Source organism: Frankia torreyi (genome assembly GCF_000948395.1).
GTDB lineage: Bacteria > Actinomycetota > Actinomycetes > Frankiales > Frankiaceae > Frankia > Frankia torreyi.
In genome coordinates this window covers 23143-42564 of the sequence record NZ_JYFN01000024.1, presented here as the reverse complement: position 1 = coordinate 42564, position 19422 = coordinate 23143, and the positions used below count along the sequence as shown (strand labels likewise).

General features: G+C 72.6%; 15 protein-coding genes and 1 pseudogene. 3 read left to right on the top strand and 13 right to left on the bottom strand.

The annotated features are described in order from the left end of the window. Positions 1-85 precede the first annotated feature (85 nt). Entirely contained in the window at positions 86-331 is a 246-nt protein-coding gene (locus FF36_RS38135; RefSeq protein WP_095212178.1) for a DUF1684 domain-containing protein, read from the bottom strand. Between FF36_RS38135 and FF36_RS15950 the strand changes: the two genes are divergently transcribed. Further along, on the top strand, positions 249-488 hold the full coding sequence (locus FF36_RS15950; protein WP_044885872.1) for a Rossmann-fold NAD(P)-binding domain-containing protein: 240 nt from the start codon (positions 249-251) through the stop codon (positions 486-488). The genes FF36_RS38135 and FF36_RS15950 overlap by 83 nt on opposite strands. Positions 489-632: 144 nt before the next feature. Here FF36_RS15950 and FF36_RS38130 read toward each other — a convergent pair whose 3' ends face one another. From FF36_RS38130 to FF36_RS32855, 4 genes and pseudogenes are all read right to left on the bottom strand, one after another. After that, entirely contained in the window at positions 633-2252 is a 1620-nt protein-coding gene (locus FF36_RS38130) for a HEAT repeat domain-containing protein (protein ID WP_242422543.1), read from the bottom strand. Between the two features lie 54 nt (positions 2253-2306). Further along, positions 2307-4835, bottom strand: a complete 2529-nt coding sequence (locus tag FF36_RS15940) for an FtsX-like permease family protein (protein WP_206778458.1) — start codon at positions 4833-4835, stop codon at positions 2307-2309. 11 nt (positions 4836-4846) lie between these two features. Next, positions 4847-5212 carry an ATP-binding cassette domain-containing protein gene (locus FF36_RS15935; RefSeq protein WP_044885870.1) on the bottom strand — a complete coding sequence of 122 codons (366 nt, stop codon included), beginning with the start codon at positions 5210-5212 and terminating at the stop codon, positions 4847-4849. Positions 5213-5507: 295 nt separating this feature from the next. Beyond that, positions 5508-5688, bottom strand: a pseudogene (locus FF36_RS32855) (Uma2 family endonuclease); the annotation flags it as partial. A gap of 371 nt (positions 5689-6059) precedes the next feature. Between FF36_RS32855 and FF36_RS15925 the strand changes: the two are divergent. Both FF36_RS15925 and FF36_RS15920 read left to right on the top strand, forming a co-directional pair. Next, entirely contained in the window at positions 6060-6479 is a 420-nt protein-coding gene (locus FF36_RS15925) for a YciI family protein (RefSeq protein ID WP_044885868.1), read from the top strand. After that, positions 6479-7834 carry an RNA polymerase sigma factor gene (locus FF36_RS15920; protein WP_199865413.1) on the top strand — a complete coding sequence of 452 codons (1356 nt, stop codon included), beginning with the start codon at positions 6479-6481 and terminating at the stop codon, positions 7832-7834. The genes FF36_RS15925 and FF36_RS15920 overlap by 1 nt, the downstream gene beginning before the upstream one ends. A 191-nt stretch (positions 7835-8025) precedes the next feature. Here FF36_RS15920 and FF36_RS15915 read toward each other — a convergent pair whose 3' ends face one another. From FF36_RS15915 to FF36_RS15880, 8 genes are all read right to left on the bottom strand, one after another. Then, entirely contained in the window at positions 8026-8943 is a 918-nt protein-coding gene (locus FF36_RS15915) for a DUF1684 domain-containing protein (protein ID WP_044885866.1), read from the bottom strand. Between the two features lie 85 nt (positions 8944-9028). Continuing rightward, the gene (locus FF36_RS15910) at positions 9029-10045 is read right to left on the bottom strand and encodes an LLM class flavin-dependent oxidoreductase (protein ID WP_044885923.1); all 1017 of its coding nucleotides are present in this window, start codon (positions 10043-10045) and stop codon (positions 9029-9031) included. Between the two features lie 82 nt (positions 10046-10127). Then, a complete protein-coding gene (locus FF36_RS15905; RefSeq protein WP_044885865.1) occupies positions 10128-11975 on the bottom strand; it encodes an FAD-dependent monooxygenase in 1848 nt (615 codons plus the stop codon). Between the two features lie 2 nt (positions 11976-11977). Then, positions 11978-13345 carry an NtaA/DmoA family FMN-dependent monooxygenase gene (locus tag FF36_RS15900; RefSeq protein WP_044885864.1) on the bottom strand — a complete coding sequence of 456 codons (1368 nt, stop codon included), beginning with the start codon at positions 13343-13345 and terminating at the stop codon, positions 11978-11980. 58 nt (positions 13346-13403) lie between these two features. After that, complete coding sequence (gene nikE / locus FF36_RS15895) at positions 13404-15191, bottom strand: nickel ABC transporter ATP-binding protein NikE (RefSeq protein WP_044885922.1); 1788 nt, start codon at positions 15189-15191, stop codon at positions 13404-13406. A gap of 14 nt (positions 15192-15205) precedes the next feature. Next, on the bottom strand, positions 15206-16114 hold the full coding sequence (locus tag FF36_RS15890; RefSeq protein WP_044885863.1) for an ABC transporter permease: 909 nt from the start codon (positions 16112-16114) through the stop codon (positions 15206-15208). 3 nt (positions 16115-16117) lie between these two features. Continuing rightward, complete coding sequence (locus FF36_RS15885) at positions 16118-17140, bottom strand: ABC transporter permease (protein WP_044885862.1); 1023 nt, start codon at positions 17138-17140, stop codon at positions 16118-16120. Positions 17141-17279: 139 nt separating this feature from the next. Beyond that, positions 17280-18833 (bottom strand): ABC transporter substrate-binding protein, encoded by a 1554-nt coding sequence (locus FF36_RS15880; RefSeq protein ID WP_044885861.1) that lies wholly within the window; start codon positions 18831-18833, stop codon positions 17280-17282. Between the last annotated feature and the right edge of the window lie 589 nt (positions 18834-19422).

Sequence of the window (19422 nt, the reverse complement as noted above, 5' to 3'; positions counted from 1 at the left end):
AGGCCGTCACCGAACACCGGAAAAGGCGCAGGTGAGCGGCTGCGCTAGGCCCCCGGGCGTCCCGTACACGAGCATCTGCCGGTCATCAGGACGCGGAGCGTTCCTCGATCTCGGCGGGCTCGGGCCGGAAGGAGGGGATCTGCTCGCCCGCTTCGATCGGGATCGGGAGGCGGTTCTGCGGCGGGGCAAGCGGGCAGGGAGCGTACGGGGTGTAGGCGCACTGCAGGTTCCCCGCGCGGTTGAGGCGGGTGCGCCAGAGCGAGTCCGGCCCCGCGGGCGACCCGGCGCGGGCGGCGGAGATCCTCGTCGCCCTGGCCCGGCGCCGCGACATCCCGGAGCACCTGCCGCTGGGCGTGAACGCCGCCGAGGGGTCGATCGCCCTGGACCGCCGCCTCCTGGCGGCGGACCTCGCCTGGCACGACGTGAGCCGTTCGGCCGACTTCACCGAGCCCTACCCGGTCGAGTTCCCACCGGACTCCGTGCTCTGACGGAGCTCGGAGGCACGCCGTGCGGTCCGCTCTTCCCATTCCCCCGGCGCCTCCTGTACCCCGGCGCTTCCTGGACGAGTAAGTCCGATCCGGGGCGGGGCGGATTGCGGCGAGGGGTTCTGGTCCGAGGCTACTCAACGTCGATCATCTGCGACCCCGAGTAGATAGGACGTCCAGACCGGCGTGGAACCGCAGCACCTGGGCTCGATGATCGCCGAGGATCGGGCGGGCAGCTTCGATCAGGCCGGCGAGCTCGGCGGCGCGCTCGCGGCTCGGCTCGTGGAACGTCGCGGCCGCCTCCCTGACCAGCCACGCGGTCACGTCGGCCCGCGCGCTGGCACGCAGCCGTTCGTCGGCGTCGCCGAGCAGTCTCAGGTTGGTGGCCAGCCGCTGCCAGGCATCCCCGGCGATCAGCAGCCGGTAACCGGCGAGCCGCAGGGACGGCGGGTTGTCCGCGTCGAGCAGCCCTTCCAGGACGGCCGGTGCGACGGCGCCGATCTGACCCCGCAGAGACGCCACCGCCTGGCGGGCGACCGCGGGCGACTCGTCCCGCAGCATCGGCACCAGCTCGGCTGGCCGAGTGACCCCGAGGCGCCGCAGCGCGCGGATCGCCTCCGCCCGGACGCGGGCCCGCGGATGCGCCAGCCATCGTGCGACGACGTCGGCGTCGTCAGCCACGCCGGTCTCCCCGAGCCCCGCGACGACCCCGAGCTCCCCGGTGACCTCGAGCCCCGCGATCACCCCGAGCTCCGGTGCCTGCCGCGCGGCGAGCCGGCGGTAGTGCTCGGCCGGATCCCCGCCCGTGCGGCGCACAGCCGCCTGCGCGATGCCCCGCACCAGCGGATGCCGATCGGCCAACGCCGCCTCGGCCACGTCGAGGTCACCGGTCACGATCAGCGCCTGCAGCGCCTCGGCCCGGACCAGCGCGGTGCGGCTGGCCAGCATCGCGTGCAGGTGCGCCGGACCGGCCGCGGCCCGGACCGCGGCCCGGGCGCACATCGTTCGGATCGGCAGGTCACCCTCCCTGATCGCCGCCGTCGTCAGCCGGTCGAGGCTCAACTGGCCGGCGGCGATCGCGGCGCAGTAGGCGGCCCGCCGCGTTCCGCGGTCCCGGGCCGACAGCAGCGGGTCCAGCCGCTGCGCCGGCAGGTCCCGCAGCACCTGGTCGACCCGCTGCGCCAACCAGCCGCCCGCACGCCGTCCGCGCAGCGCGAACGCCAGCTCCGCCAGCGTGCTCAGCGCCGGCCCGCCCGGCGGCGACGGCCAACCCTCGACAACCGACCGCGCCCGGCTCCGCACCTCGGCCACCCAGTCGCAGGCACGAAGCGCGAGCACCGCGACCGCCGCCGGGTGTTCGCAGTCGGCCAGGCGGACGACCGCCGCCTCGCGGATCCGCCCGTCATGGTGGCAGCCGGCCACGACCAGCCGCAGCTCGTCCACCTCGCCGTCGGCCAGGTCCGCCGCGAGGCGCCGCGACCAGGCCGGCGCCCACCACCACCGCTGCCGCAACGCCTGGTCCACCGCCAACCACCACGGTGCCCCGGCCGTGCCGAGCGCGGTCACGACCGCCGCCCGCAGGGCCGGGTCGCCGTCGCGGGCCACGATCAGCAGCGCGGTCGCGAACTCCGCCGGACCGACGTTCGGATCGGCTCCCCCGGCCGCGGCAAGGACCCGCTCGGTCGTCGCGGGTGCCGGCAGATGATCCCGCTCGCCCCACCCGTCGGAGGCGGCGGCGACGGCGGGGCGGCGCAGCCACCGCCGCAACCGCCTACCCATCCTCGGGGCCACAGGTGCGCCTGCTTGCCCGGCAGGCGGCCATCACCGTCCCGTTCCCGCGGTCTGGACCGGTGGGGTGCGCAGGACGGCACGGGCGGGAAGCAGGCTGCCGGCCATGGCCAGGAGCAGGCCCGAGCCCAGCAGAGCGGCGGCCCACTGCGGTGGCACATACGGTGTGCCGGTCCCGCTGATGCCCCGGCTGAAGGGCACCAGCGTGACGGCGGTGATGGCGGCGCCGACGACGAGGGCGATGGCGGTGATGAGGACGGCCTCCCAGCGCACCATGCGTAGCACCTGGCGGCGGGTGGCGCCGGTCAGTCGCAGAGTGGCGAACTCCCGGCCGCGTTCGAGGGTGGCCGTGACCAGGGTGTTGACGACGGCGATCGCGGCGAACGCGAGGAGCAGGGCGACCAGGAGGTAGTTGGTCCAGGCGTTGAGGTCTTCCTGCCGCTGTTCGGCGTCGGTGAGGGCGGCATGGTCATGGACGTGCAACCCGGGGTAGGCGGTGGTCAGTGTCTGCCAGTCGAGGTGGGCTCCGGGTGCGGTGTCGACCAGGACGGTCTGGATCAGGGGGCTGGTGGTGTGGGTGGCGACGACCGCGTACGGCAGGAGGTAGTCGCCGAACCCGATGTTGCGCCGGTAGACGGCGACCAGTCGCAGGTCGCGTCGGGTGCCGTCGCCGAGCCACAGCCGGACCGTACGGCCCACGTGTTTGCCGTGGGCCTGATCGGCGCTCAGGGCGACGGTGTCGCCGCGCAGGTCGGCCAGTGAGCCGGCGGTGACGTCGAGGTCGAGCAGGCCGGAGGTGCCACCGGGGGTGCCAGGCGCGCCGCCGAAGGTGACGGCCTGGGCGGCGTAGCCATCCGATCCGCCGGTGACGACGGTGGTGGGGGTGAGGCCGGCCGCCGCGGTGACGCCGGGGGTGGCGCGGACGGTGTCGACGAAGCCGGCCGGCAGTCCCTGCCGGGTGGTCAACGCCTGGTCGGCCAGGACGCGGTCGCGGCCCTGCACCTCGCTGGCGTGGGAGCGGCTGGTCTGGAGAAACAGCAGTGTTCCGCCCAGCGCGGTGCACAGCACGAGAGGGGTGAACACCGCGGTGACCCGGCGGGTGTGGGCCCTGCTGTTGGCCACGGCGAGGAAGCCGGAGGTGCGGGACAGGCCGCGGATGAAGGGGCCGAGCAGGGCGAGGGTCAGGCGGGCCACCAGCGGTCCGAGCAGGCCGGCGGCGAACAGGTGGAGCAGGACGGCTCCGGCGGCGATGGCGGTGAGCACGCCGCCGGTGAGGAAGCGGGTCGTGGCGACCACGGCGATCCCGCCGGCCGCGCACAGCAGCCCGAGCAGGAACCGGCCGAAGCCGAGGCGGGCAGGCGGCGCGGAGGCATCGGACAGGGCCTGCGCCGGGCGCAGGCGACCCGCGCGCAGCCCGCTTACCAGGACGGCGAGCTGCGCGGTGAGCACGGTGGCGCCCGCAGCGACGAGCAGCGGGATCCATCCCACGTCCAGGCGCATCGCTGCGGGCGCCACCCCGTGGTCGACCAGGACGGCGCGAAGAACCCAGGCCAGCGCGGCGCCGCCCACCAGGCCAGGCAGGCAGGCGAGCAGGCTGAGCGCCAGGGTCTCCCCGCCGACCAGGCGGCGGATCTGGCGTCCGGTGGCACCGACCGCGCGCAGCAGGGCCAGTTCGCGCCGGCGCTGCTGCACCGACAACGCCAGGGTGCCGGCGAGGACGAACAGCGCGACCGCCATCGAGATGCCGCCGAAGGTCGCGCTGAGCGCGACGACGTTCTCCAGGGCGCTGTCCACGTCGAGGAACTCGGCGGTGCCCCGGCCGTCGCCGGTGCGCACCGACAGCGGCAGGCCCCGCACGGCCCGGCGGACCGCCTTGGCCACGGCGGTGGAGTCGGCATCGGGGGCGGGATAGACACCGAAGACGTCCACCAGGCCCGCGGTGAGGCGGCTCGCCTCGGCGTCGGAGACGAAGACGGCGGGCCTCGGATCGGCGCTGTGGGGGGCGGCGACACCGACGACGGTGTAACCGCCTGCTACCCGGTCGGTGGCGGCCACGGTCACCCGGCTTCCGGGGGCGAGATGCGCGCCGCGGGCGAGGTCTGTGTCGACCACCACCTCCCCGGGGCCGGCCGGTGCGCGTCCCTTCGTCAACCGGTAGGGGGTGAGCCGGGCGCTGCCCCAGCCGTGGAGCTGCACGGTGTCGGGGGTGATGATCTCGGTTCCGGCTATGGCCAGTCCGACGGGCAGCGAGACGTCCGGGACCACCCCGGCCACGCCGGGGACGGCACGCAGCCGGTCGGCGAGGTCCGCCGCGGGGCGCACCCGCTCCGGCAGGGCCACGTGCTCGGTGTTCTTCCCGTCCCCCGAGCCGTAGGTGAAGGCCAGTGACTGCCTGCCCGCGACCACTAGGGGAACGTCCCGGTAGCGCTCGGTCGGCGGATGGGAGGTGAGCGCGGACTGGAACAATAGCCCGCACGCGGTGATCAGCGCACAGGTACACACCAGGGCGACGACCGAGCCGAGGAAGACGGACCTGCGCGTCCGCAGGGTCCGCAGCGCCAACCAGAGCACCGTCACCCCCCGAGCCCGAGCAGGCGCCGGGCCACCGCCTCCGCCGACGGGTGGGGCACGGTGTCCACGATGCGGCCGTCGGAGAGGAACACGACCTCGTCGGCGAACACGATCTCCGGACAGGTGACCAGCGCCCGGGCGATGGCCACCCGCTGCTGCTGCCCGCCGGACAGCGCCGCCGGGCGGTGTCGGACCCGCTCCTGCAGGCCGGTGCGCGCCACCGCCTCGCGCACCCAGGCGCGGTCGGCGCGGGTTCCGGACAACCGGAACGGCAGCGTGATGTTCTCCAGCGCCGTCACCGCGGCCAGACCACCGCCATAGGACTTGACGACCCGCTCCAGCCCAACCACATCCGCGTCACCGTGCATGACCCATATCTTCCTGCCCCACCGCAACCGCGCGCGTACGCTCGCGACAATCTCGTGGGTGCCCCGCGTGCCGCCAAGGTCGAGGGATGGAGAGATTCCGCCGTTCACCCGTTCACCCCAACCGGGAGGTCGGGGCTGCTGGAAGGGACGTCCGACCGGCCGGTCCAGCGGCATCTGCCGGACCTACTACACCCAGCCATTCCTGGCCCGGATCGCCCAGGACAGCATCGCGTTCCTCGCGCAGTTCGCCGAGCACACCGACGGCGGCATCGACATCCGCGACGGCGACGGCGGCACCGGCGGCGGCCTCCAATGCCACCGCGAGGATCTTGACCAGGCGGTTGTGCCGCTTGGACGCGCCGGGGCTCACGACGACCATGCCCGTCCACGATCTCGATGCCCGCGCACTGCTCCTCGGACCACGACTCGTACTCCCCCGCCGTGATCCGCTGATGCATCCAGACAAGGCTGATCATCCCCGACGTGCTGGCGGGCCTCCTTCGGAGGGCCGGACAGACCACATCCGTTCACCCAGCGTAACGCCGATTTCGCCGCCCCCGATCTGTGGATGGCCGGCTCAACCCGACCTGACCTGAGCCTCGCCGCGGTTCCGCGGAACCGCGGACCCGGCCGGCGGCCCCGCGACCGATCGAGCAGTCATGCCGACCCGACTCGACGCCGACCCCCGACTCGATGCCGACCCCCGACTCGATGCCGGCCCCCGACTCGATGCCGGCCACAGAGCAGGCGTCGAATTTTCGTCCGGGTGCCGTGTCGATCGGCGGCTGTGCCGTTCGACCTGGTGGTGAGAGGGTCGGTAGGCGACCCGTGCTCGAGGAGGTCAACGATGGCGAAGTACATGCTGATCATGCGGGCCACGGACGAGTCCCTGGCGAAGATGATGTCGACACCCTTCGAGGAGATGCTCGAGACGGTGGGCCGTTTCAACGAGGAGCTGATCCGGGCCGGCGTACTCGTCGCCGCCGAGGGCCTCGACGATCCGGCCCAGGGCGTGGTGGTCGACTTCGGCGGCGAGACTCCGGTGGTCACCGACGGCCCCTACGGCGAGACGAAGGAGCTGTTCGGCGGCTTCTACCTGATCGACGTCGCGTCGAAGGAGGAGGCGGTGCAGTGGGCCCGGCGCCTGCCGGCGAGTGCCGGCGCAAAGTGCGAGATCCGCCGGGTGCCGACCATCGACGAGTTCCCGCAGGACAACGAGTGGGTCATCAGGGAGCGGGCGTGGCGCGAGCGGACCGGCCAGCTCTGATGCCCGCGGCCGTCGATGGTCCGCCGCGTGACGAGTCGGCCCGGCGGGCCGTCGAGGCCGTCTGGCGGATGTCCTCCGCCCGGATCGTCGGCGCGCTGGCCCGCTACACCGGGGACGTCGACCTCGCCGAGGATGTCGCGCAGGAGGCGGTGGCCCAGGCGCTCGTCGCCTGGTCGCGCGACGGCGTGCCGGCGAACCCGGTGGGCTGGCTACTCACGACCGCCCGGCGGCGCGCCATCGACGGTTTCCGCCGCCGGTCGGCCCTCGACGAGCGCCACGCCCTGCTCGCCGGCCAGCTCGCCGAGGGCGAGACCAGCTCGAGCCTGTACTCGGCCTCGGGCTCTGCCTCGGCCTCGGGCTCGGCCTCGGGCTCGGTGCCACCGGCGGACCGGTCGGACGACCTGCCGTGGGATCCCGACCGGATCGACGACGACGTCCTCGCGCTGACGTTCGTCGCCTGCCACCCGGTGCTCTCCCCCGAGGCCCGCGTGGCGTTGACGCTGCGCGCGGTCGGCGGGCTGACGAGCGAGGAGATAGCCCGGGCGTTCCTGGTACCCGTCGCGACGGTCCAGGCGCGGATCACCCGGGCGAAGAAGACCCTCAGCGCGGCCAGGGTGCCGTTCGCCCTGCCGCCGGCCGAGGAACGACGCGGCCGGCTCGGTGGTGTCCTGAGCGTGCTCTACGTGATCTTCACGGAGGGCTCGACGGCGACCACCGGGGACAGCCTGCTGCGCCCCGACCTCGCCTACGAGGCCATCCGGCTGGCCCGGACGCTGGCCGCCCTGATGCCCGCCGAACCGGAGGTGCACGGGCTGCTCGCCCTGTGCGAACTCACCGCCGCCCGCTTCCCCGCCCGCACCGGTCCCGACGGCGAGGCCGTGCTCCTGGCGGATCAGGACCGGCGCCGCTGGGACCGCTCGGCGATCCGCCGCGGCCTGGCCGCCCTCGACCGGGCCGCGGCGCTCGGGGCCGCCGGCCTCGGACCGTACGGGCTGCAGGCGGCGATCGCCGGCTGCCACGCGTCAGCGCCGTCGGTTCCGGAGACCGACTGGGAGCGGATCGTGCTCCTCTACGAGGCGCTCGGCCGCGTCGCTCCGTCCCCCGTCGTCGAACTCAACCGAGCCGTCGCCGTCGCGATGGCGCAGGGACCGCGGCAGGCACTGGCCATCGTCGACGACCTCGTCGCCACCGACCGGCTGGCGGGGTCGTACCTGCTCCCGAGCGTGCGCGGCGAGCTGCTCGGCCGGCTCGGCCGAACGACGGAGGCCCGATCCGAGCTGGAACTCGCCGCCCGACTCTGCCGCAACGCCCGCGAACGAGCGGTCCTCATACACAAGGCGGCCGCGCTGGCGTGACCGTCTTCCGCGGTTCCGCGGTTCCGCGCCGCGGGGTCGATGTTCACCCTGTCCGGAAGAAAAAGGGCACCTCAGATCGACCGCTCCACTCATCTGATCGAGCGATCCTGCGCCGCTGCGGGCGGCGGCCTCACCAGCGATGAATGGCGGAGCTATGCCCCCGTGTCCCGGACAAGAGCACCTGCCGGTAATCAGGACGCGGGGTGCTCCCCGGTCTCGGCGGGCTCGGGACGGAAGGTGGGGATCTGCTCGCCCGCCTCGATCGGGATCGTGAGGCGGTTCTGCGGCGGGGCGAGCGGGCAGGGGGCGTACGGGGTGTAGGCGCACTGCAGGTTTCCGGCGCGGTTGAAGTCGAGCACGAGCTGCATGCTGCCCGGGACGGGCAGGGGCGTGATCAGCCGGCGGCTGGCGCGGTAGGTGGTGACGCCGCTCGTCGCATCGGTGAACAGGATGAGTCCGGCGCCCGCGAGATGCTCGGCGCGCAGGAGGATCAGCCGCAGCTCGGCACCGTCGAGGGCGAAGACGGCTTCTCCGATGGCCTCGTGGGTGTGCACGATGCCGTCGACCGCCGCGGCGACCTCGATCGGGCGCGGGGCGGAATACGGCGCGAACTCGGCCGGGATCACCCAGGCGGGGTCGTAGTCGAACGCCGGCGTCCGGACGTAGGTCTCGCGCAGCGGGTGCCGGGGATCGAGCGAGCGGAGCAGGTCGTGCCCGCCGCGGCGGGACAGCTCGACGACGACGTCGCCGAACGACGCCGCCCTGCGGAACTCCCGCTCGCGGACGGGGCCGAAGACATGGCGCCCGGTCACGGCTTCACCGTCGACGGTGAGGGACTCTCCCTCGTCGAGCTCGACGATCGGCCCCTGTTCGCCCGTGGCCCACCGTCCCGGGAAGCCCTCGACGCGGCCGGGCTCGCCGTCGAGGAAGTGCAGTGCGCTGTAGGCGAGGAATCCGTATGGCTCGCGCCGCTGCTGCTCCGCCTCCTCCCGCCACGCGTCCCATTCGGCTCGCGCGGTCTCGGTTGCAGTTGCGGTCTCGGTGGCGGTCGCGGTCTCGGTGGCAGTCGCGGTCTCGGTGGCAGTCGCGGTCTCGGTGGCAGTGGTCATGGTCGATTCCTCACCTTCGATGGTCCGTGCACGTTGACGTCGTTGCCGGTCACGCCGTCGTTGCCGGTCACGCCGTCGTTGCCGGTCACGCCGTCGGGGCCCGGTCGTGCGCCGGGAGACGCGGGAAGATCTCCTGCGCGATCAGCCGAAGTCCGTCGCGGAACTGGGGGGAGGACTGCGGCAGCGGGACGCTGAACAGGTAGTCGGTCGACCGCGTGAACGCGGCGTCCTGCAGGAGCTGCTCGACGACGTCGTCCGGGTCGCCGTACTTCACGTTCGACCTGGTCAGGAACTCCTCGGCCGTGGCCGGCGGGCCGCCCGGGGTGACGTACTGGCCGGGGTTGCGGCGCAGCTCGGAGTCGAGCAGAGCGATCGCGTCGCGCTTGGACGCCGCCGGGAGCACGACGCGGGAGATGCCGATCCGCGGGCTGCGCTCACCGGTGTGGGCGTCGAGGTAGTCGCTGATGAGACCCGCCTGGACCTCGCCGGCGTCCCCGGACGGGACGAGGCGGTGCAGGAGCAGCCGGTCACCGGCGCGCCCGATCTCGGCCGCCGTCCGCGGGTTCCCGGTCGCCTGCCACAGCCGCGGCAGCAGCCCGGCCGGCGGCGGGTACACGCTCACCTCCTTGTCGCCGGCGGCGATCGTGCCACCGAGGGCCCGACGCAGGTCGGCGAGCGCGTGGGCGTACAGCGACTCGCGGTCGTCCTCGGACAGGTTGAAAGCCTCGAAGGCGACGGTGGAGAAACCCCCGCCGTTGCTCTTGCCGACGCCGAACTCCAGCCGCTCGCCGCTGAGCGCGTCGACCAGCGCCGCCGTTTCGGCCAACCGGATCGGGTTGTCGAAGGTGAGCGGGACCACCGCGGTTCCCAGCCTGATCGTCGTCGTGGTCTGCGACGCCGCCGCGAGGAAGGTGAGCGCGGACGGGAGCCCGATGAGGGTGAAGTGCGCCTCCGCGGCCCAGGCCGTCTCGTAGCCGAGTTCCTCCGCGAGGCGGATGACCTCGAGCGACTGGTTGTACGTGCGGGCGGGCTCGCCGTCCGCGGGGATCGTCAGGAACAGCGACAGGCCGCGCTGCGGAGACGACGTCACGTCCACGGTCACCGTCAGGACCTCCAATGCAGGATTGTGGTGAAGTGCGGGCCGCCGACCAGCGCCCGGGGAACGGACCGCGAGCAGCGGGTCCTCACCGTTCGGTCGAGTCGACGAGTTGGCGGGAGTCGGCGGTGCGGGCCGGGGCTTGGGCCTGGGGCTGAGCCGGGGGCTGGGCTGAGAGCTGGCCGCGGCCGTAGACCAGATCCAGCACCGCGCCCGCGTCGAGGCCGCCGAGGTCGCTGCCGTCGCCGCGCCAGGCGACGTGATGGTCCGGCCGGACGAGCGCGTACGGGGCGCCGTACAGCTCGCGCGCCGCCGGATCCGGCAGGTGGATGACCTCGAGCTCGATGCCCCGGGCGTCGGCCGCCGCCTCGAAGGCGCCGACGGTGCTGGCGGTGCCGACGGTGCTGGCGGTGCTGGCGGTGCTGGCGGTGCCGGTGGTGCCGGTGTCGTCGGCGAGGACGAGCAGCGCGACGTGGGAGCCGATCCGGTCGTAGAGGGTGAACCCGAAGGGGTCGAGGTTGCCGTTCGGCGCCCGGTGGCCCGGTCGCGCGTCGTCGGCGTACGCGAAGGCATCCCAGGGCGCCTCGGCCTCGATCTGCCCATCCTCGTACCGGATGACCGACGAGGCGTCGTACCGCTCGTCGAAGACCACCCCGAGCGGCAGGCTGCGGCCCGCCCCGAGGATCTCGCCGATCTCGGCGCGCCGGCGGGCCGCGTCCGGGCTGGTGTCGGCGTCGGCCGGGACCCCGAGGGCGCGGACATGCTCGTACGCGGCCGTGTGCCGCTGATCCTCCGCCAGGGCGTAGTCGGCGATCCGCCAGTTGTGCGGGCGGCGCTCCTCGTCGTAGGAGTCGAGCAGGCGCGGGCCGGCCTGGCCGCGCAGCACGGCCGCGAGCTTCCAGCCGAGGTTCACCACGTCGCCGAAGCCCTCGCACAGGTTGCCGCCCGGCGTGCGGACATGCGCCGCGTCGCCCACCAGCGCGACCCGGTCGCGGTAGAAGGTGTCGGCGATGCGGGTGCTTTTGAAGAACGGGGTGAGCGACACGACCTCGAGGTCGACGTCGAAGCCGAACGCCGCCCGGGCCTGTTTGATCAGCTCGTCCGTGGTCGGATCACGGTCGAGCGGGTACGGCCCGGCGTACGCCCGCCAGTCCGTCTCGTTCAGGGCCGCGAGGAACCCGCAGTAGCGGTCGTTGTAGATCACGGCGGTGGCGGGCGGGAACGCCCCGAGCGCGGCCGAGGTGTCCGAGGTGGTCCGCACGACGAACCGGAAGTACCGCTCCTCGGCGTAGCTGCCCGAGCGCGGAATCTGTGCCAGCGTGCGGACCGTGCTTGTCCCGCCGTCGGCGCCGACGACGTACCGGGAGCGGATCGTGCGCCGCCGGCCGGTCTCGACCTCGACCACCGTCGTCGTCACGCCGTCGGGGTCGCTCGCCAGGTCCTCGACTCGCCAGCCGCCCGAGACCGCGGTGCCGATCTCCGCGAGCCGGTCGAGGAAGACGCGCTGCAACACCGTCTGCGGCCGGCGCAGCATGGTCTCGGTGGAGTACCGGCCGGTCGTGCCGAGCCCGAACGACCGCAGGGTGGTCCCCGCGAGCTGGTGCCCGGCGAGCGAGGTGAGCAGGAGATTGCCGGTGTTCCACTCCGGCGGGAAGGTCCACGCGTGCTGGATCCGTTGCAGCAGCCCCCACCCGCGGATGACCTCGAGCGCGCGGGGCGTGTACCCGGCGGCGCCGGCCCGGACCAGCGTCGCCCCGGGCGCGGCATCCACCACCGCGGCCCCCACCCCGTGCCGGTGGAGCTCGAGGGCGGTGCCGAGGCCGTTGGGTCCGGCGCCGACCACGAGGACGTCGACCCGCTCGGCGGGGTCGGTCCGCGGGAACACGAGGGCGTCGACCTGCCGCTTGCCGCGACTGATCTCGTTGCGTGCGGGCATGGCTACCGCCGCCCCCCGTCGCGGACCGGATCGCTGGACTCCCCCGTCGCGGCGGCGCCGCGCGCCGCGCCGGAGATCCCGAGGTTGTCCCGCAGGGTGTCGTGGGCGTACTCGCGCCGGAACCGGCCGCGGTCCTGCAGCTCCGTCACCACGCCGTCGATGAACTCGACGAAGCCCGCGGGCTGGACGTCGATGTTGATGACGAAGCCGTCCGACGCCCGGGTGTCGACCCATTCCACGATGTCGTCGGCGACCTGCTCCGGGGTGCCCACGATCATTCGCTGGCCGCCGGAGAGGTTGTGGAACAGCAACTGGCGGATGGTGAGCCCCCGGCGTCGCGCCTCGGCGACGAGCTGGTCCCGACGCGCGGTCACCGCCGGCGCGGCCGCGCGCGCCGCCAGCTCGGAGTAGGGCAACTGCGCGTCGAGGTCGAGCCCGGAGACGTCGAACTCCAACTGTGCGGTGAGGAGCTCGACCAGCGGCCCCACGGCGAGCAGCTCGTCCAGCTCCCGCTTGCGCTCGCGGGCCGCGGCCTCGGTCGCCCCGAGGACGGTGAACAGACCTGGCAGGACGAGGAGATCGTCGGGATCCCGCCCGTTCTTCGCCGCGAGCCCCTTGACCTCGGCCGAGAACTCCCGCGACAGCTCCGGAAGCCGCTGCGAGGTGAACAGCGCGTCCGCCCAGCGGGCGCCCAGTTCCTTGCTCTGTCTCGACGCCCCGGCCTGGAAGAGCACCGGGCGGCGGCCCTGGTAGCCGCCGGGCAGCGGGAGCACCCCGGACGTCCGGTAGAACTCGCCCGCGACGTCCACCGGCCGGGTGCGCCGCGCGTCGATGTAAAGGTCGGCCTCCGCGTCGGCGACCACCGCCTCCTCGGGAAGCGAGGCCCACAGTGCGTCGACGGCGGCGATGAACTCCTCGGCCTTGCGGTAGCGCGCCTGCGGTTCGAGGATCTCGTCGACGCCGAGCGCGGAGCGGGTGACGTCCTCCTGGCTGGTGATGATGTTCCAGCCGGCGCGTCCCTTGCTGACGTGGTCGAGGGTCGCGATCGAGCGGGCGAGCAGGAACGGGTTGCCGTGGATGGCCGGGTTGGTCGACACGAGTCCGATGTGCTCGGTCTCGCGCGCCAGCGCGGCGAGCAGGACGGTCGGATCCGTCCCGCGCCAGGGCCGACGGTAGGAGGCGGCGTCGAGCGAACCAAGGCGGTCCGCGATGAAGATCGCATCGAAGCGGGCCCGTTCGGCGAGCCGCGCGATCTCGGTGTAGTAGTCGATGCCGGCGATCCAGTCCGAGGTCGGCGGCAGGGTCTTCCAGGCCGCGTCGTGGCGGCCGGTCGCCTGCAGGTTCAGGCAGAGCCGCACCTGTCTTGTCATGGTCTTCCCTTGTGATCGTCGGGATCAGGTGGTCGGCGGCGTCAGGTGGTCGGCGGCGTCAGGAGACGGCGAGTCCGGCCCGCAACCGTTCGCGCTGCACGCGGTCGGTCGGTCCGGAGGTGAGGGTCGGCGCCGAGCCCACGAGCAGCCGGGTGTAGGGGTGCGTGGGGGCGGTGACGATGCGCGCGGTGTCGCCGGCCTCGACGATCCGGCTGCGGTAGAGCACGATCGTCCGGTCGGAGATCCCCGCGACCGACCCGAGATCGTGGGAGATGAACAGCATCGCGACGTCGACGGTGGAGCGCAGTTCGCGGAGCAGTTCGAGGATCGCGACGCGGTTGGCCGAGTCCAGGGCACTCACCGGCTCGTCCAGGATCAGCAGGCGCGGCTCGCCGATGAGCGCGCGGGCGATCGCCACCCGCTGGCGCTGCCCGCCGGAGAGCTCGCCGGGGAACCGGTCCAGCAGTGACTCGTCGAGCCGGACAGCGCGGAACTGACGGCGGACGGCGGCGTCGATCGCCGCCCGGTCGAACCCGCCGCGGATGCGCAGCGGTTCCGCGACGGACGCGGCGACGGTGTGCTCCGGATCGAGGCTGCGCAGCGGATCCTGGAACACGTACTGGACGACACCGTCGCGGCCGAACGCCCGCCGCTCCCGCCCCGACAGGTGGGTGACGTCGCGTCCGCCGACGTGCACGGAGCCGGCCGTGGCCCGCACCAGGCCGAGCACCGCGCGCGCGAGGGTGGACTTGCCCGCCCCGGACTCGCCGATGACGCCGACGGTCTCGCCCGGGCGGATCACCAGCGAGGCGTCCTCGAGCGCCTGCTTGCGCCCGCGGCCACGGCCGAAGTGGACGCCCAGCCCGTCGACCCGCAGGACCGGCTCCGTCGACTCAGGCGCGCTCGAACTCCTGGGCGCCGGTACCGACACCGATACCGACACCGGCTCCAACACCGACACCGACACCGGCTCCGACACCGGCAGGCGCGGACCGGAGGCGGAGGAGGCGGCGGCGCTCAGGCCGTACTGCTCGTGCTCGGCGACCAGCAGCCGCGTGTATTCGTGCTGCGGAGCGTGCAGGATCGCGGCCGTGGGGCCCTGCTCGACGACGTGCCCCTCACGCATGACGAGCACCTCGTCGCAGAGCTGCGCCACGACGGCGAGATCGTGCGAGACGACGATGAGCGACAGCCCGATCCGTTCCTTCAGCTCGACGAGCAGGTCGAGGATGCCGGCCTGCACCGTGGTGTCGAGCGCGGTCGTCGCCTCGTCCGCGATGAGCACCTCGGGCTCGAGGGAGATCGCGATGGCGATGAGAACGCGTTGCAGCATCCCGCCGGACAGCTCGTGCACGTACTGCTCGTAGACGTAGTCGGGATCACGCAGGTGGACGGCGTCGAGCAGCTCGATGGCCCGCTGCTTCGCCGCGGCCCGGCTGAGCCCCTGCTTGACCCGCAGTACCTCCTGGACCTGCTTGCCGACCCGGATCGACGGGTTGAGGTACGACGCCGGGTCCTGGAAGACGGCGCTGATCGAGGTGCCGCGCAGGGCCGTCCACTCCGGCCGGGACAGGCCGGTGACGTCGCGGCCGAGCAGCTCGATCGAGCCGCCTGCGACCTCGATGTGCTCCGGCAGGACGCCGAGCACGGCCTTGCAGGTCAGCGACTTGCCGCTGCCGGACTCCCCGACGATGCCGACGACCCCGCCGCGCCTCAGCCGCAGGCTCACGCCGTGCACCAGCTCCTCGTCGGCGGCGTCGTTGTGGATCCGCACATCGGTCAGCGTGAGCACCGTGTCGCGGTCGACCGCGTCTCGGTCGGCGGGACCAGCCACGCTCGGCGTCATCTGCTGCTCCTCAGTCATGGCCGGGACGGATCTGCCGGGTCCGCCAGGTCTGCCAGGGCGGCGAGCCGCCGTGTCCGGTTGGACCTGGCGGTCTTCGCGCCGGTCAGGGCGCGGCCGGTCTCGCCCGCGGCGTCCCGGATGGCGTCCGCGAGGAGGTTGCAGGCCAGGACGGCGGCGAGGATGAGCAGGGTCGGGAAGATCGGTGCGTACGGCTTCTGAGCGAGGTAACCCAGATCGGACGCGAGGATCCCGCCCCAGGTCGGGGTGGGCGGCTGGATCCCGATCCCGAGGAAGGTCAGGCTCGAGATCACCACCAGCCCGATGCCGAGGGTGGTGGCCAGGGTGACGGCGATCGACGGCAGCACCTTGGACCACACGTGACTGCGGACGATCCAGGACGTCGACGCCCCGGCGATGGAGGCCGCCTCCACGTACTGCGACCGGGCGACGGACATCGTCGCCGCCCGGCTTACCCGGTAGAACACGGGCGCGAGGAGCATGCCGACAACGATCATGGCCTGGGTGATCCCGTTGCCGAGCAACGCCGTCATGGCGACCGCGAAGACGAGGAACGGCAGGGCGATGAACGTGTCGACGACCCGCAGGCTCAGCCACTCGAACACCGAGCCGAGATAGACCGACAGGATGCCGGGGATCGTGCCGAGCACCAGGGCGATCCCGGCGACCTCCAGCGCGCTCACGATGCTCAGCGGCGCGCCGGCGAGGATGCGACTGAGCACGTCGCGGCCGATGTAGTCGGTGCCCAGCCAGTGCTTGGCCGAGGGCCCCGCGAGCGTCTGGTCGCCGCCCTTGAGCGGGTCGTAGGGCGCCAGGACGGGGCCCAGCACGGTCACGAGGGCGATGATCGCGAGCAGCGCGAGGGCGACCCGCGCGGTCGTGAGCCGCAACACGGTTCTGATCACGCCTCAGACTCCCCGGTCGGCGTCAGGGGTGACGCGGTTGAGCACGATGTTGACGAGCAGGTTGAACACCACGACGAGGACGACCGAGACGACGAGCACGCCTTGGACGGCCGGCACGTCGCCGCGGACCGCGGCCTGGCTGGCGTACACGCCGTACCCGGAGAGCCCGAAGATCGCCTCGATGATCACCGCGCCGCCCAGCAGGTTGGGGAACTTCAGGCCGAGGACCGCCAACGCCGGCGCGATGCCGTTGCGCAGCACGTGCACGAAGAAGATCCGGCGCGGGCCGAGGCCGCGCACGATCGCGCCGGTGACGTAGTTCCCGCGGTAGGCCGACACCAGGCCGTTGCGCAGCTGCCGAGCCACGTCGGCGGCCGTGTCGAAGCTGAGCGCGATCGCGGGGAGGAGGAGATGGCTCAGCCACGGGCCCAGCCCGGCCTGGATCGGCACGTAGCCGGCGGCCGGCAGGAGCTGCAGGCTCACCGCGAACACCGCCGCCAGCCCGATCCCCACGATGAACGGCGGCAGCACCGAGATGACCGTGGTGAAGGTGGTGATCGCCCGGTCGGGCCAGCGGGTGTGGAAGTGGGCGGCGAGCGCGCCGAGCAGGAATCCGAACACGATGCCGAGGACGAGGGCGACCCCGGCGGCCGAGAGCGTGATCGCGGCCCGCTGGCCGAGCGCGTGCGCCACGCTGAGCCCGTTGTACCAGCTCGTTCCCAGGTCGCCGTGCAGGACCGAGCCGAGCCAGTCCCCGTACTGGACGAGAAAGGGGCGGTCGAGGCCCCACTTGTGCTCGATGACCGCCACGGCCTGCGGGGAGGCCGCGTCGCCGAGCTGCAGGTAGGCGGGGCTGCGCCCGCTGAGATGCCCGAGCAGGTAGGTGAGGAAGGTGCCGAGCAGGAACACCGGAACGAAGATCGCGAGCAGCCGGGCGGTCGAGGCGGCCGCCCGGCCGATCCGGTGAGCGACCACGCCACGATGGGCGGCAGGCGGCGCGGTGAGCGCGGGCGGTGGTGCGGACACTGGCTTCTACTCCCGTTGATCTTTCGTCGTGCGGGCTACTCGCTGGTCGGCGGGGTCGGTCGGGTCGGCGGGGTCGGTCGGGTCGGCGGGGTCGGTCGGGCAGGCGGGGCCCGTCTGCACGGACCCCGCCTGCGCCGGTTCAGTCGCCGTGGGTGAAGGTGACGCCCTTCCAGCTCAGGAAGCCGTCGATCGCGGGCAGGTCGGACAGCGACTTCTTCTTGGCGATGGCGGAGGCGTAGGTGTAGAGCGACACCGTGGAGCCGTTCTCGTAGCCGGCCTTCGCGGCGGCCTGCAGGCGGGACGGGTAGTCCGGCGAGTCGAGGGGCGTGGCCCGGACCGCCTTGAGCGCCTGCTGGAAGGGCGCGGACGTGTACGGCGAGCTCAGGTTGAGCACCCCGCCGGTGTCGTAGTGCTCGGTGAGCGCCTGGACGTGGGAGTCACGGCCGACGTAGCCGAAGATCGACGCGGCGAGCGTCTTGCCGTAGTACCCCTTGCCCCAGTTGGCGAAGTCGGTCAGCTTGATGGTCGTCCTGATGCCGACGGCCTTGAGCTGCCCCTGGAGGACTTCCGCAACCTGGTCGAAGTTGGTGGCGACGCCGGCGATGTCGAAGGAGATGGCACCGTCCGCGTAGCCGGCCTTCGCCAGGATCTCCCGAGCCCGGGCCGGGTTGTAGGGGTGCTCGGAGTCCAGCGCGTCGACGTAGGCCGGGTGCCCCTTGGGGAAGGGCTGGTGGCTGGGCTCGCCCTCACCGAATCCGAGCTTGGTGGCGAACTCGGCGGGGTTGACGGCGTAGCGGATCGCCTCGACGACCTTCGGGTCAGTGAACGGCGCCTTGTTGACGTTGAGGCTCAGGAAGGTCGACCCCCACTGGCGGTTGACTCCCGCCAGGATGTCGAAACCCGCGCTGCGGGCCTGCTGGATCTGCGAGCCGTCGATCTGGGCGAAGTTGTACACGCCGGACTGCAGGCCCGGCACGAGCGTGTTCGCGTCGATGCCGAAGTTGATCTCGATCCGCTTGACGTGGATGTTCGCCGCGTCCCAGTAGCCGTCCCACTTCTCCAGGACGATCTTCGATTCGGGGACGATCTCCACGACCTTGTACGGACCGGCGCCGACCGGGTTCGTCTGGCTGAGCTTGACCGGATCCGCCTGCGCGGCCGCCTTGCTGGGCAGCATGCCGCCGCGCACGGAGAGCAGGCGGGGGATCTGGTAGTCCTGCTGGCCGAGGTCGAGCCGCACCGTGAGGTCGTCGATCACGGTCGCCGACTTGACGTTGTTGTACGACCCCTTCAGCGCCGAGTTCTGCTGCGACTTGATCCGGTCGATGTGGAACTTGACGGCCTCGGCGTTGACCGGCGTCCCGTCCTGGAAGGTCAGCTTGGGCTTCAGCCGGATGGTGATCTGGTCGCCGGCCTGGTTGTACGAGTAGCTCTCGGCGAGAGCCGGCTTCACCTCACGCTTCTCGTTCAGCGTGAACAGCGACTCGTAGATGGGCGTGAGGTAGTTCGTCGCCCCGGTCGATCCGGTGACGACCGGGTCCCAGGCAGTCGCGATCTGCTTGGTCCCCCAGTGGACCGTGTCCGAGCCGCTCCCCCCGCCGGCGGCCGCGCTGGTCGAGCATCCGGCCAGAAGTGCGCCGGCCGTCACCAGTGCGGTGAGCACGCCGATGCGCCGCTTCCTCGTTCTGATCATGTCTCTCCGATCGGGGGATCGTTCGGGTGCCGCCATGGCTGTGCCGGCGGTCGTCGCACGACGGGCGTGATGGTTCGCGCGACGGGAGGGAGGTCCCGTCGCTGTTGTCGACGTCGTTGTCGGGGTTGCCGTCCTCGGCCCGACCGTCCGGCCGGGTCTGGGGGCCCGGCGACGGCGCATCAGGGGGACGTGTCCGAACCCGGCGCCACGCCTCTGGAGCGCGGGTGGACTGTGGAGGGGGAACTACTCAGGAGGGGCCGCTGTTCGGGAGGGGCCGCTGTTCGGGAGGGGATCTGTGCGTGTGGAGCGCTCACGCTCGGGGGCACCGCCTGGGGGCCCCGCCCCTCATCGACAGATGGCGCTACCGGTACGCATGAAGTCGACCTCACGACAGGTGACGAGCGGCATGAGCGCGCGAAGGCCCGGCACCAGGCCCGGCACATCCGCCCTCGGTTCCTCGATCGTCACGCGACCGATCAAAGCCGGCCGGAGCGGCGATGTCAACCCATGTTGTAATGATTCTGTGCAGGTAACCCGATGCAACCCCAGCATGACGTGCGACAGCGACCCCGCATCTCATGCCATCATC